Annotated in this window: 19 protein-coding genes, 1 tRNA gene and 1 other RNA gene; 1 reads left to right on the top strand and 20 read right to left on the bottom strand. The window is 41.2% G+C overall.

The window, feature by feature from the left end; translation table 11 throughout:
* Positions 1-306: 306 nt before the first annotated feature.
* The 9 genes from O3652_RS09805 to O3652_RS09765 all read right to left on the bottom strand — a co-directional run bounded on the left by O3652_RS09805 (position 307) and on the right by O3652_RS09765 (position 4,815).
* On the bottom strand, positions 307-519 hold the full coding sequence (locus tag O3652_RS09805) for a hypothetical protein (protein WP_042768877.1): 213 nt from the start codon (positions 517-519) through the stop codon (positions 307-309).
* Between the two features lie 24 nt (positions 520-543).
* Complete coding sequence (locus tag O3652_RS09800; RefSeq protein ID WP_180364431.1) at positions 544-699, bottom strand: hypothetical protein; 156 nt, start codon at positions 697-699, stop codon at positions 544-546.
* 136 nt (positions 700-835) lie between these two features.
* Positions 836-1,012 carry a hypothetical protein gene (locus O3652_RS09795; RefSeq protein ID WP_180364430.1) on the bottom strand — a complete coding sequence of 59 codons (177 nt, stop codon included), beginning with the start codon at positions 1,010-1,012 and terminating at the stop codon, positions 836-838.
* Between the two features lie 12 nt (positions 1,013-1,024).
* Entirely contained in the window at positions 1,025-1,174 is a 150-nt protein-coding gene (locus tag O3652_RS09790) for a class IIb bacteriocin, lactobin A/cerein 7B family (RefSeq protein WP_033629144.1), read from the bottom strand.
* Positions 1,175-1,191: 17 nt separating this feature from the next.
* Positions 1,192-1,335: a class IIb bacteriocin, lactobin A/cerein 7B family gene (locus O3652_RS09785; RefSeq protein ID WP_000180838.1), complete on the bottom strand. Its 144-nt coding sequence runs from the start codon at positions 1,333-1,335 to the stop codon at positions 1,192-1,194.
* A 311-nt stretch (positions 1,336-1,646) separates the two neighbouring features.
* Positions 1,647-1,883, bottom strand: a complete 237-nt coding sequence (locus O3652_RS09780) for an acyl carrier protein (protein WP_000136435.1) — start codon at positions 1,881-1,883, stop codon at positions 1,647-1,649.
* Positions 1,884-1,889: 6 nt separating this feature from the next.
* Positions 1,890-2,882 carry a phosphate acyltransferase PlsX gene (gene plsX, locus O3652_RS09775; RefSeq protein ID WP_070567930.1) on the bottom strand — a complete coding sequence of 331 codons (993 nt, stop codon included), beginning with the start codon at positions 2,880-2,882 and terminating at the stop codon, positions 1,890-1,892.
* On the bottom strand, positions 2,879-3,649 hold the full coding sequence (gene recO / locus O3652_RS09770) for a DNA repair protein RecO (RefSeq protein ID WP_049478102.1): 771 nt from the start codon (positions 3,647-3,649) through the stop codon (positions 2,879-2,881). The genes plsX and recO overlap by 4 nt, the downstream gene beginning before the upstream one ends.
* The gene (locus O3652_RS09765) at positions 3,646-4,815 is read right to left on the bottom strand and encodes a pyridoxal phosphate-dependent aminotransferase (RefSeq protein ID WP_070567928.1); all 1,170 of its coding nucleotides are present in this window, start codon (positions 4,813-4,815) and stop codon (positions 3,646-3,648) included. The genes recO and O3652_RS09765 overlap by 4 nt, the downstream gene beginning before the upstream one ends.
* A gap of 151 nt (positions 4,816-4,966) precedes the next feature.
* Here O3652_RS09765 and O3652_RS09760 point away from each other — a divergent pair, with 151 nt between their 5' ends.
* A complete protein-coding gene (locus O3652_RS09760; protein ID WP_125413301.1) occupies positions 4,967-5,977 on the top strand; it encodes a YeiH family protein in 1,011 nt (336 codons plus the stop codon).
* Positions 5,978-6,005: 28 nt separating this feature from the next.
* Here O3652_RS09760 and O3652_RS09755 read toward each other — a convergent pair whose 3' ends face one another.
* The 11 genes from O3652_RS09755 to O3652_RS09705 form a co-directional block, all read right to left on the bottom strand.
* Positions 6,006-6,443: a CoA-binding protein gene (locus O3652_RS09755; protein ID WP_033583537.1), complete on the bottom strand. Its 438-nt coding sequence runs from the start codon at positions 6,441-6,443 to the stop codon at positions 6,006-6,008.
* Positions 6,444-6,562: 119 nt separating this feature from the next.
* Positions 6,563-7,531, bottom strand: a complete 969-nt coding sequence (locus O3652_RS09750; protein ID WP_371590384.1) for a ribose-phosphate diphosphokinase — start codon at positions 7,529-7,531, stop codon at positions 6,563-6,565.
* A gap of 213 nt (positions 7,532-7,744) precedes the next feature.
* Entirely contained in the window at positions 7,745-8,239 is a 495-nt protein-coding gene (locus tag O3652_RS09745) for a carbonic anhydrase (protein ID WP_002876632.1), read from the bottom strand.
* 72 nt (positions 8,240-8,311) lie between these two features.
* Entirely contained in the window at positions 8,312-9,673 is a 1,362-nt protein-coding gene (gene radA / locus O3652_RS09740) for a DNA repair protein RadA (protein ID WP_083303875.1), read from the bottom strand.
* Positions 9,674-9,686: 13 nt separating this feature from the next.
* Positions 9,687-10,244 carry a histidine phosphatase family protein gene (locus O3652_RS09735; RefSeq protein ID WP_176553040.1) on the bottom strand — a complete coding sequence of 186 codons (558 nt, stop codon included), beginning with the start codon at positions 10,242-10,244 and terminating at the stop codon, positions 9,687-9,689.
* On the bottom strand, positions 10,204-10,647 hold the full coding sequence (locus O3652_RS09730) for a dUTP diphosphatase (RefSeq protein WP_000701981.1): 444 nt from the start codon (positions 10,645-10,647) through the stop codon (positions 10,204-10,206). The genes O3652_RS09735 and O3652_RS09730 overlap by 41 nt, the downstream gene beginning before the upstream one ends.
* A gap of 64 nt (positions 10,648-10,711) precedes the next feature.
* Positions 10,712-10,805: signal recognition particle sRNA small type (gene ffs / locus O3652_RS09725), an RNA gene on the bottom strand.
* Between the two features lie 32 nt (positions 10,806-10,837).
* Positions 10,838-11,305, bottom strand: coding sequence for a tRNA adenosine(34) deaminase TadA (gene tadA / locus O3652_RS09720; protein WP_070567921.1), 468 nt, complete (start codon positions 11,303-11,305; stop codon positions 10,838-10,840).
* A 200-nt stretch (positions 11,306-11,505) separates the two neighbouring features.
* The gene (locus O3652_RS09715; protein ID WP_049506397.1) at positions 11,506-12,792 is read right to left on the bottom strand and encodes an adenylosuccinate synthase; all 1,287 of its coding nucleotides are present in this window, start codon (positions 12,790-12,792) and stop codon (positions 11,506-11,508) included.
* A 241-nt stretch (positions 12,793-13,033) separates the two neighbouring features.
* The gene (gene comW / locus O3652_RS09710; protein ID WP_070567919.1) at positions 13,034-13,270 is read right to left on the bottom strand and encodes a sigma(X)-activator ComW; all 237 of its coding nucleotides are present in this window, start codon (positions 13,268-13,270) and stop codon (positions 13,034-13,036) included.
* A 208-nt stretch (positions 13,271-13,478) separates the two neighbouring features.
* A tRNA-Asn gene (locus O3652_RS09705) sits at positions 13,479-13,552 on the bottom strand.
* Positions 13,553-13,555: the final 3 nt, after the last annotated feature.

Raw genomic sequence — 13,555 nt, 5'->3', positions numbered from 1 at the left:
GGTATATCAAAATATTCAAACTACGTAGGTAGATTTATTTTGTTTATATTAGCCACGATTCTAATCATTAGATAAGCCATTGAGCTAGACAATACAATAAACTCTGGCCAAGCTTTTTGTAGTAATTGAACGACTTTCATCTCAAACTCCAATCTGATGTTCCATCAATTCCCAATCTTACTATCTGTTGTTTTGTACTTGTATCCTCCATAAAACAAACTAAGCAGAATCGGACAAGTCTCTGGATAAAACAAGGCGGAAAAACTCCGCCATTTACATGCACAAAATCCTTTCCATTCAGATTCATCATTTATAGTTTTGATTATTTTTCTTCAAATCCTTACAAAAAATACCAAAATAGCCTGCAGCAATCAAACCTATTAAACTCCATTGCCAATCAAAAGATACTAGCGAACCCGTACGAATTAGATGAAGCGTAAGATTAAGACCTATGCCTAACAAAGGTAGTATAGTGGCTAGCTTAGGTAACAATGTATTGAGATTTAGGTTACGATTCATAGTTAATTTCCTTCTATATTTAGCTTAACGTTTACTTCCTAGATAACGCCCATACATATAAGAAGCTACTCCTAATACACCCCAAGCTATTGCTGTGGAAGTAGTGACAATGAAGCCTCCTTCAGTAAGAGCCAAATCTTCTTCTGTCATGATATCAAATTTTTCATCCATTTCTTTCATTTTTCTCTCTCCTTTTTAAATAATGCTGGCTAATCCAATAGCTACTCCAATCAAAAGCCCTACTATTCCTAAATTAGTTCTTATTTCATTAATAGTAACTAAAATAGCAGTTGCCATACACTAAAAATAGTTCTCTTTAAACCTTGTCTTTAGCTGAATCCAAGTAACTCATCATCAAAATAAGCATCGGAACAACTAATTCTGTTTGGAAATATTTTTCAACATTAAAGGTGATTACATTTAAATCTCCCAATATGCAAAGCACTCCAAAAATAATTAGAACTGCTCCCATTACATTTTTTAGATTTTTCATACAAGTCTACTTTTATCCAAATTTACGTTTTAAATCTTGACCAATTAATCGACCACCAAGGAAAATTGCTACTCCTCCAGCAATCGTGGCTATGGTAATTAAGCCACCTTCTGTATTCATCAATTCTTCTTCTGTCAATTCTGTCCATTTATTTAAATTCATTTTTTCTCTCCTTATTATTACATAAAATAGCCCCAAGCAATACCACCAATTAGTAAGACACCTCCTACAACTACAGCGGTAACCGACCCCCCATTCACATCCGTCAACTCTTCTTCCGTAAGAGCTACAAAGTTCTGTTCCATGTTGTCAAAGTTTGTCATTTGTTTTCTCCTTTATTTTTAGTTTACGGTTTCTAGGCTTTAAACCATTTTAAAAACCAGATTGGGTAAATTACTGAAATCATTTTCTTCTCTCCTTCCTTTTTCCTTACCTATTTATTCGAAAAACAATTAGAAAACGAACAATTCATTCATTTTTATTTTAAAAACCACTTAATGAACCACGGATAAAAACCGGTCACATACATAAACGTTCCTCCTTTTTCTTTCTCATCTCTTTATTCGCAATTTCTACTAAAAGTTTCCCTTTTTCTGCAAATAAAAAAACAACATGACTTGCATGTTGCTTTTTCCTATTTTTTATCTTTAATAATCGCTACTACATCCGCTACACTTTGAAGTTGGTCGATTTCCTCATCAGTGATTTCGATACCAAATTCATCTTCTAGTGTCAAGACAAACTCCATCAAATCCACTGAGTCCGCATCTAGATCGTCTTTCAAACTTAAGGCCTCTGTTACGGCAAAGTCTTCTCCCTGTCGCTCTTGGATAATGGTTACAATACGGTCAAAAATTTCTTTTTCTGTCATCTTTTTTTATTCTCCTGAAAATTCACGCGCAGTTTGAGCAACTACGTCTGTTTCTAGCATGGTACGAATCTGACGAATCGTACTGTACACAGCCTTGGCATCACTTGAGCCATGAGTTTTTACAACTGGCGCCTTAACACCAAACAAAACTGCCCCTCCAACATCTGAATAATTGAGCTGTGTCTTCAACCCCCTAAGACTATCCTTAAGAAGTAGAGCACCTAGCTTCGCTCGAAGGCCACCACCCGTAATAGCATTTTTAAGTAAGCCCATGATTCCCAAAGCTGTACCTTCAATGGATTTGAGAACAGCGTTTCCCGTGAAACCATCTGTTACGACAACATCCGCAACGCCATTCATCAGATCACGCGCTTCCACGTTTCCGACAAAGTTCAAACTTTGATCAGCTACTAGCAAGTCGTATGTTTCCTTACGAAGCGGATCTCCCTTGCTGCTTTCTGTTCCATTGTTGAGCAAACCAACACGTGGTTTCGAAATCCCACGAACATTTTTCGCATAGAAGGAACCCAAAACAGCGTATTGGTGCAGATGATGGGCTGTATTTTCCGCATTGGCTCCAAGGTCTAGCATATCAAACCCTTTTCCATCAATGGTCGGCAAGGTAGACATGAGTCCTGGACGATCGATATTTTTGATACGACCCACAATGAAGAATCCTGCAGCCAACAAGGCACCTGTGTTACCAGCAGAGAGGACAGCGTCTGCTTCTCCCTCTTTAACAGCCTTAGCTGCCAATACCATGCTGGCATTTTTCTTCTTACGGATAGCTTTTGTCGGCTCATCGTCTGAGTTGATTTTCTCATCCGTATGAATAACGCTGACACGCTCTGTCGCCGTTAGATATTGCTTGATCTTGCTTTCATCTCCGTAGAGTTGAATCTCAATATCTGAAAAGTCAGCAAGGGCTTGGTTGACACCCTCAACGATGGCTTGAGGTGCGTAATCGCCCCCCATAGCATCTACTGCAATTTTTTTCATTTGTCTTCCTCTTTTAGTAATTGTCCCCAGTCTGCTAGGGAATCAATAAATTTCTTTGATTTTAGGTGAATCCCAACATACTCTTCGTAGAGTTGATCCATAAATTGGCGTAGCTCTTGCTTGATTTCGGCCTTAAGCGAAATGGTCTCCAAGGTTTCAAAATCAATGGCTTGAAATTGATTGAGCAGATAAGGGATATTGGGATTTAGATGACAACGTCTCTCATCTTCATGATAATGCTCTGGGCAGAGGCAGGCTCCATATTTGAAAGAAAAGTCAAAGGCCTGACCGACCCGATGGCAAAAGACACACTCATTAAAATTAAGGCTGATTCCAAATCGAGTCAAGATTTGAATTTCAAAAATATTGGTTAAAACCTGATAATCTATCCCTGCTTCCATCAACTCCAGAGTCTTCCTCAAGAAAGCAAACAAGGGAGCATCCTGCTGATTATCCTGCAAACTAGCATCTGCAAGAGCAGCCACATAGGTAGCATAGGCCATAACAAAGAGATCACTATTAATCTTTGGAAAGGTCATCACCTCATGGTAGTCCTCGATGTAGCTAAGCCCATCATCATTGATGCGCAAGAGAAATCGTGCCAACACCAAGGGCTGAATAACCGGAGCTAGTTTGGACTGGCCAGCGTGTTTAACGAAGAACATGCGCTTGCCCGCCTGCTCGGTAAAAATTTTGACTAGCTTGTCATCCTCACGAAAGTTTCGATTGTAGAGCACCAAGCCTTGACTCGTGATAGACTGAATCATGCTTCTCTCATGTACTCCTCAAGTCGTTTCATGGCCTCTCTGATCGTTTCCATGCTGGCTGCATAAGACAGACGCACATAGCCTTCTCCGTAACGTCCAAAGGCTGCACCAGGGATAAAGGCAACGGCCTTCTTATAGGCAAAATCCTTCAGAAAAGCAAAGGAATCTTGATTGTAGCCCGCTGGAATCTTAGCAAAGATATAGAAGGCACCGTCCGGTTTGATAATATCAAAACCAAGAGCAGTCATCTTTTCGATGATATAATCTCGACGCTGGATGTATTCCTTTTTCATAGGTTCCGCATCGTTTTTACCAGCGGTCAAGGCTTCTACTGCAGCATGTTGGGCCATGGTATTTGCAGCAGTAACCAAATATTGGTGACTCTTGATTAACTGAGCTGTGAAAGCTGCAGGAGCAAAGATAAAGCCTAAACGCCAACCAGTCATGGCATGGGACTTAGATAAGCCATTGATGATAATAGCTTGATCTCTCAGCATAGTTCCCAGAGATACATGGGCTTCGCCTGTATAGGTTAATTCTGAGTAAACCTCATCACAGACAACAAAAATCTCATACTTGCCTAAAACGTCTGCCAAGGCTTCCAACTGCTCCCGACTATAGGTAATTCCTGTCGGATTAGCTGGATAATTAAGAATAACTGCTTTGAGCTTATCCCCTTGTTCCAAAATGGCCTTTTCCAACATCTCAGGAGTCAAGACAAAACCATTTTCAGTTGTATCAATCTCGACAATCTCTGCCCCAACTAGATTGACAATCGGCTCATATCCTGGATAGGCAGGAGCTGGCAAGAGCACCTTGTCCCCCTCTTCCAAAATAGCCGTCAAAGTAGCAGATAAAGCCTCTGTCGCCCCAATTGTAACCAAAATTTCATTTTCAGGATTATAATCTAGCTGGTATTTTTCTTTTACAAAGTCGCTAGCAGACTGGCGCAAGGTCAGTAAACCGCTCATCCCTGTATAGTAGGACTGGTTCTGGTCAATGGCTCGCTTGGCTGCCTCCTTGACATGATCTGGCGTTGTAAAATCAGGTTCCCCCAAGGTCAAACGCAAGACCCCAGGAATCTCCGAAATAGCCTGGTCAAACTGGCGAATCAAGGAAACTTGAATCTTGTCTAACTGTTTATTAAAGCTCTTGGTTAAGTCCATAGATATCCCCCTTGCTTACAGAACATAGTACTATTATACTACAAAAGCTCCCTGACCGCAAAATCCATCTGAAACCTGCATTTTTCACTTTCTGTTTTACTTTTCTTCTCGACAGGAGTATAATAATAAATGCTTATTTTCGGAGGTTTATATGTCATTTTTATCAAAAAATGGAGCAGGCATCTTTGCCTGCCTTCTCATTTCTATCGTATCTTGGTACTTAGGAGGATTCTTTCCTGTCATTGGCGCACCCGTTTTTGCCATTTTCATAGGAATGCTCCTAAATCCCTTTCTCTCATCCTATAAACAACTGGATGCTGGATTGACCTTTAGTTCTAAAAAATTACTCCAATATGCCGTTGTCTTGCTTGGTTTTGGTCTCAATATCTCGCAAGTCTTCGCAGTTGGGCAATCTTCACTCCCTGTTATCCTCTCCACCATTTCAATAGCCCTGATTATTGCCTACCTCTTCCAGCGCTTCTTTGCACTGGATACAAAACTGGCTATCTTGGTTGGAGTGGGATCTTCTATCTGTGGTGGCTCTGCCATTGCTGCTACAGCACCCGTTATCCATGCCAAAGAAAAGGAGGTTGCCCAAGCCATTTCCGTTATCTTTTTCTTCAATATCTTGGCTGCGCTCATCTTTCCAACCCTAGGAACCTGGCTTCACCTATCCAATGATGGCTTCGCCCTCTTTGCAGGAACTGCAGTCAATGATACTTCTTCTGTGACGGCTACCGCCAGTTCCTGGGACAGTCTTTACCAGACCAATACCCTTGAGTCTGCAACTATTGTGAAACTCACGCGCACCTTAGCAATCATCCCCATCACGCTCTTTCTCTCCTACTGGCAAAGCCGCCAACAAAAAAACAGCCAAGATTTCCAACTTAAAAAAGTCTTCCCACTTTTTATCCTTTATTTCATCCTAGCCTCTCTCTTAACGACTCTTCTCACCTCTCTCGGCGTGTCTAGTAGCTTCTTCACCCCTCTCAAACAACTCTCCAAATTCCTCATTATCATGGCCATGAGTGCCATCGGTCTCAAAACCAATCTGATTGCCATGGTTAAATCCAGTGGCAAATCTATTGTCCTCGGAGCCCTTTGCTGGATTGCCATCATCCTCACCAGTCTTGGCATGCAAGCATTGATTGGTACTTTATAATATAAAAAGGTAGCCCATGGCTACCTTTTTATTGCTCAAGAATTAAGCGAGTATGTTCTCTCTTAATACATCGATTCATCACAATGTCATCGCATCCTCCAGCACGCAGGATTTCTTCCGCTTCTAGATTTTCAAGTCCTAATTGCGCCCAGAAAATCTTGGCATCAGCTTTGAGAAAATCACGCGCCACATCTGGCAAAAACTCGCTCCGTCGGTATACATTGACAATATCCACAGGAAAAGGAATCTCAGCTAGACTCGCATAAGCCTTTTCTCCCAAGATTTCCCCACCTGCAGCCTTGGGATTAACTGGAATGATTTTATAGCCTCGAGCCTGCATTTCCTTGGTTACTCGATTGCTAGTTGTTTCCTCACGGTCAGACAAACCCACTACCGCTAACGTTTTACTGGTCGCCAGATACTGACGGATCACACCATCACTTGGATTGATAAATTCTTGGCTCATAGAAATCCTCCTTTTTTCTCAGTATAGCATATTTTGAAAAGGCTTGCAGATTTTGACTATAAAAATCTCCTAGCAAGAAAAGAAGCCTGCTAGGAGTTCTGTCTACTTCAAGTGAAAGATTAAATCTTTTTCTCAATACAAAATAGGGGAGAAAGAGGACGTTTTTCGTGGATACGTACAATGGCATCGCCAAGAAGATGAGCAATCGAAATTTGTTCAATCTTATCAATCAAACGCTCTTCTGCTAGGTAGATAGTATCCAGAACAACCAATTTCTTAATAGCTGATTTTTGGATATTGTCCATAGCTGGCCCTGAAAGAACTGGGTGCGTACAGCTTGCGTAAACTTCAACAGCACCTGCTTCAGCAAGAGCATCCGCCGCATGACAAATAGTTCCAGCTGTATCGATCATATCGTCAATCAAGATACAAGTCTTACCTTCTACCTTACCAATGATGTTCATCACTTCACTGGTATTCATCTTGTCTACACTACGGCGTTTGTCAATAATCGCAATCGGAGTTTTCAAAAACTCTGCCAATTTACGAGCACGAGTCACCCCACCATGGTCTGGGCTGACAACCACGTAGTCAGAGCCAACCATGCCACGACGTTCAAAATAGTCCGCAATCAATGGAGCACCCATCAAGTGATCTACGGGAATATCAAAGAATCCCTGAATCTGTGCAGCGTGCAAATCAATCGTCAACAAACGATCTACCCCAGCCACTTCTAGCATGTTTGCAACGAGTTTTGCAGTGATTGGCTCACGCGCGCGCGCTTTTCTATCCTGACGTGCATAGCCATAGTAGGGCATAACAACATTGACAGATTCTGCACTAGCACGCTTCAATGCGTCCACCATAATCAAAATTTCAAGTAAATTATCATTTACAGGTGAACTAGTTGATTGTAGGATAAAGACGTGTTTTCCACGGATTGATTCTTCAATGTTGACCTGAATCTCTCCATCTGAAAATTGGCGAACAGTCGATTTCCCCAACTCTATCCCAATTTCTTGCGCCACACGCTCTGCCAATTCTCTATTTGAAGAAAGGGCAAACAGCTTTAAATCAGAAAAAGACATGATTTCCTCCGGTATTTATGTATCACTTGTTTTTACACAACATTTTCCATCTACCATTGTAGCGCTTTTTCCTTTATTTTTCAATCAAAAATAAAACAAGAGTAAACATTTATACCCTTGTTTTTTGCTATTTTATATTAGCTATATTAAAACTAAAAATCCTACATTTTAACAATCGATTTTATGCTAGGATGAAATTTTTTCGAGACAAAGTTAGTATACTTCTCTCATACTTCCTGTATCCACATCATAGACAGCACCTGAAATAACCACATCATCAGGAATCAGTGGAGATTCTCGAAGCAATTGCATATCCTCTCTCACGCTCTCTTCAACATCCTGAAATGGTAAAAAGTCTTGATCAGACACATCGACTCCGAGCTCGTGTTTCAAATGTTCATGAAAACTTTCATTTTGAAAGGTTTGAGCTCCACAGTCTGTATGGTGAAGCACCACAATTTCTCTTGTGCCCATTTGTTGCTGGGAAATCACCAGTGAACGAATCATGTCCTCAGTTACTCGACCACCCGCATTCCGCAAGATATGGGCATCCCCAAGGGCCAAACCTAGAGCTTGCGCAACGTGTAGACGTGAGTCCATACAGGTCACGATAGCTACTCTGGTTTTGGGTTTAAGTGGCAGATTTAACTGCCCATGTAGAGCAACATAAGCCTGATTGGCTTGCATAAACTGTTCAAAATACGACACGATTCCCTCCTCAAAAATTTGATAATCAAATATTTCTCCTATCTTATCATTTTTAAGAGGATTTGTCACGGATTATGCAAAGACCTTTTTCAAAACTTCTTGAATCGTTGTCACACCAATGACTTCAATTTCCTTGGGTGGAGTGATTCCTGTCAAGGAATTCTTGGGTACATAAATCTTGGTAAAGCCTAATTTTGCCGCTTCATTGATGCGTTGTTCGATACGATTCACGCGCCGAATCTCTCCAGTCAAGCCCAATTCTCCCACAAAACATTCCTGAGGATTGGTTGGCTTGTCCTTGTAACTAGAGGCAATAGCCACTGCAACGGCTAAGTCAATGGCAGGCTCATCCAATTTCACGCCACCAGCAGATTTGAGATAGGCATCCTGATTTTGCAAGAGAAGCCCTGCTCGTTTTTCCAAAACAGCCATAATCAGACTTGCACGATTGAAATCAAGTCCTGTCGTCGTGCGTTTAGCATTTCCAAACATGGTTGGTGTTACCAAAGCCTGAACCTCCGCCAAAATCGGACGGGTCCCTTCCATGGTCACAACGATTGACGAGCCAGTAGCCCCATCCAAACGCTCCTCTAGGAAAACTTGACTCGGATTGAGCACCTCAACCAATCCGCCCGACTGCATCTCAAATATGCCAATCTCATTAGTGGAACCAAAACGGTTTTTGACTGCTCTCAAGATACGAAAGGTATGGTGACGTTCCCCTTCAAAGTAAAGCACTGTATCTACCATATGCTCCAGCATACGCGGACCAGCCAAGGTCCCTTCCTTGGTCACATGCCCTACGATAAAGATGGCAATGTTATTGGTCTTAGCCAGCTGCATAAGCTCAGCGGTCACCTCACGCACCTGAGACACAGACCCTTGCACCCCTGAAATCTCAGGAGACATAATCGTCTGGATAGAGTCAACAATGAGGAAGTCTGGCTGAATTCTTTCTACTTCTGCGCGAACACTCTGCATATTGGTCTCTGCATAGAGATAAAACTCACTATCAATATCTCCCAAGCGCTCTGCCCGTAACTTAATCTGCTGGGCAGACTCCTCCCCACTGACATAGAGAACCGTACCCACTTGAGACAGCTGCGTTGAAACTTGTAGGAGAAGGGTTGATTTCCCGATTCCTGGATCTCCACCGATAAGAACGAGACTCCCCGGTACCACACCTCCACCAAGCACACGGTTGAATTCCTCCATCTCTGTCTTGGTTCGATTGACATTGATGGAAGTCACCTCAGCCAGTTTCATAGGCTTGGTTTTTTCACCTGTCAAGGACACTCGTGCATTCTTGACCTCGGCAACCTCAACCTCTTCTACAAAAGAAGACCAAGACCCACAGTTAGGACAACGCCCTAGATACTTAGGTGAATTATATTCACAATTTTGACACACAAATGTCGCTTTTTTCTTTGCGATGATAAACCTCTTTCTAAATCTCTATCTCACACTCAATCACTTGGCAAAAATCAATCTTCTCATTTGGCACAAACTGACGCATGAGCATTCGATGAGCTACCACTAGAACTGTCTGGTAGTCTCGGTACTTTATCATAGTTTCCAAAAAACGCGCCTTCATCTCTTCAGCTGTCTCATACTGAATAGGACTATTAGGAAGCAACTCCCCCTTGTTTTCTAAAAACAGAGTACGTGCTTTTTCAAAATTCTCTATGCCACTTTCGTAAACCTGCCATTCGTGTAACAAAGGCTCCACCCTCAAAGGAAGGCAAGTAGCACGAACCACATAAGATGCAGTTTCTAAAGCTCTTGTCACTGCTGAAGTTACTAGCAAATCAGCTGATTGTAGCAAGGGATTTTGGCAAAGTTCCTGAACTTGTTGCCGTCCTTTCTCAGATAAAGGTGCTAAATCCATCCCAAAACCTGTATAAGAACGTTCCTCTAACTCACGGTAATCTGGCTCCCCATGACGTACAAAGACAATCTTCATCTTAATGCCCTGTCGATCCAAATCCACCAGTTCGCACGCCATCTGCCTCATCCCCATCTGCAATCAAAAATGGTGCAAAGACAGCCTGAACCACACGTTCCCCAACTTCAAGAACAACCTCTTGGTCTGTGATATTCTTCATCTGCGCAAAAATATGCCCTTCATTCCCAGGATTTCCATAATAATCCCCATCAATGACCCCAACCGAGTTAATCAAGACTAAGCCCTTCTTACGAGGATTTGATGAACGGTCATAAAGATAGAGCACTTCTGTCGGCTGCATGTAGGCCTTAACACCTGTCGGAACCAAGACAATCTCTCCTGGCGCAATCACCGTACGTTCTGCAACCTTTAAATCATAACCAGCTGCATGGGCTGTCTCACGCTTAGGTAACAAATTTTCATCTGTAAAACTCGAAACCAATTCAAAACCACGAATTTTCATATCTTTCTCTTTTCTATTCTATAATCATTTATTCTAGGCTATTTTATCTTATTTATTCGAAAAAAGCACGAAAAAAGAGCACACAATTCACATCGCTTAGGGCTGCTGGATTCCTCCCCTGACCCGCTTCACGCAGAACTGTTGCTCCACTATTTATTATACCACATTCCCCTCGGTTTTTAAAGAGAAATTATTTTTTCCGTCGATTTCGGAAAAAGTCCTGCATAATCGCTACACACTCACTCTCCAAAACTCCCGTTTCAACCTCTACACGATGATTGAGACGCTCATCTGTCAAAATAGCGTACAAACTTCCAGCTGCACCAAATTTCTGATTTTTAGCCCCATAGACCACCTTTGGTATACGAGCTAGCCCAATCGCCCCGCTACACATGACACAAGGCTCAATGGTCACAAAAAGCGTACAATCAAGCAGGCGCCAACTTTCTTCACTCACGTTCGCATTCTCTATAGCCATGATTTCTGCATGCATGACCGCCCGTTGCAACTCCTCGCGCGCATTATGCCCCCTACCAATGATTTCTCCATCCTTGACAATCACACAACCAATTGGAATTTCATCGTGTTCTAAGGCAATCTCAGCCTCTCTCAAAGCCTCTCTCATAAAGGCTTCTTTTTCTTCAACTGTATAATTCATCGTTCTTCTCTTTTCCTACTTGTCGATTTTATTATTATATCATGATTCTCAACACAAAAAAAGCCACCGAATGCGGTGACTTAATAGGGAGATTATTATGAAAAAGAAAAGTTTAGGATATTTGTTACAACAAGTTAGGAGGTCTTCTTGTAACTGTCTATAGTATACCCAACCTGTCTTAAACTAATCTTAAAAATCTCCTATGACCAAACACTTTCTAAAATATTAGTTTGTTCACGACCAGGTCCTACTGAGAAAGTTGAGATACGAACACCAACCAACTCACTTACACGACGAACATAGTTACGTGCATTCTCAGGAAGGTCTTCCAAATTACGAACTCCAGTGATGTCTTCTGACCAACCTGGCAATTCCTCGTAGATTGGCTTGCAGCGTTTCAACTGCTCAAGACTAGCAGGATAGTAATCAATACGTTGACCATCAAGATCATAGGCCACACAGATTTTCACAGTATCCAAACCACTCAAAACATCTATAGAGTTCAATGAAAGATTGGTAATCCCAGATACACGGCGGCTGTGGCGCATCACAACTGAGTCAAACCAACCCACACGACGTGGACGGCCAGTTGTTGTACCGTATTCATGACCTACTTCACGGATGCGATCTCCCACTTCATCAAATAATTCAGTTGGGAAAGGTCCGTCTCCTACACGACTTGTGTAGGCTTTACAGACACCTACAACCTTGTCAATCTTACTTGGACCAACACCAGACCCAATTGTCACACCACCAGCGACAGGGTTTGAAGAAGTAACAAATGGATACGTACCTTGGTCGATATCTAGCATAACACCTTGCGCACCTTCAAACAGCACACGTTTGCCATTATCAAGCGCATCATTCAAGATAACAGATGTATCTGTCACGTATTGCTTGATTTGTTGACCATACTCATAGTATTCTTCAAAAATATCGTCAACTGAAATAGGGGTGCTATCATATAATTTTTCAAACAAACGATTCTTTTCCGCAAGATTACGTTCCAAACGTTCACGGAAAATATCCTTATCCAAAAGATCCGCAATACGAATTCCAACACGAGCAGCCTTGTCCATATATGCTGGACCGATTCCCTTGATTGTAGTACCAATCTTATTGTCACCCTTAGCTTCTTCCTGCAAGCGATCCAACTCAATGTGATAAGGCAAAATAACATGCGCCCGATCAGAAATACGCAAGTTATCAGTTGTCACACCTTCCTCATGAAGATAACTCAACTCTTTCACAAGAGATTTTGGGTTCACGACCATCCCATTCCCAATGACAGAGATCTTTTCAGGGAAGAAAATACCTGACGGAATCAAGTGCAACTTAAATTTCTTACCATCAATCACAATCGTGTGACCAGCATTGTCACCACCTTGATAACGAGCAATCACTTCTGCATTAGCTGAAAGAAAATCTGTAATTTTCCCTTTACCTTCATCACCCCACTGGGTACCTACAACAACAACTGAAGTCATAATAAAATTCGTCTGAGCTACTAGCAGCTCGTCCTTTCTCATATACATGGCAGGAATTTCACCCGCAATTATATCTTACAATTTATTATAAGAAAAAAACACTATTTTATCAAGAAGAAACAGCAGAAAAGATTTGGAAATTCTTTCATTTCTAAATACAGAAGTCTCTGATTATAAGCTAATTCTATATTTTTTAAAATATATCTATAACTATCGTTCGTAATTATGATATAAATACTTCCTATTGGATGAAAGTTGTACCATCTTGCAGTAATTTATCTAGATATAGACGATAAGCTGTTCTAAAGTGATATAGAGAAAAGTCCCTATCACTTTTAATTTTAAATCGGATTAAGTAATATAGTAAAAAACGGAGATGAAGTGATTCCCACTCTGAACAACTCTGGCCTAAAGAGGCATATTCTTGTTCAACTAGTTTCAAAAAGACAAATGCTCGATCATAAAATTTCTGAAGCATATAAAAATTCCCTTTCTTATTAGTAACACTAGTCTAACAAAAAAAGGAACTAAAAAAGCTTCAAATCCTATAAAAGTAGAATTTGAAGCCAAACGAACTAAAAATAAAATAAAGAGGTAATTACAGATTTTAAAATTAAAATTTGAAATTTCAACAGTCCACTATATTTATAAATAAAAAAACGCTCAGTTGAACGTTTCGATTTATACTCCGCCAGTAGGACTCGAACCTACGACATCATGATTAACAGTCATGCGCTACTACCAACTGAGCTATGGCGGATAA

The organism is Streptococcus sp. 27098_8_23 (assembly GCF_041432195.1).
In the GTDB taxonomy this organism is placed as follows: domain Bacteria; phylum Bacillota; class Bacilli; order Lactobacillales; family Streptococcaceae; genus Streptococcus.
The sequence above is the reverse complement of the archived record's forward strand: the minus strand, read 5'-3'. Positions and strand labels throughout refer to the sequence as shown.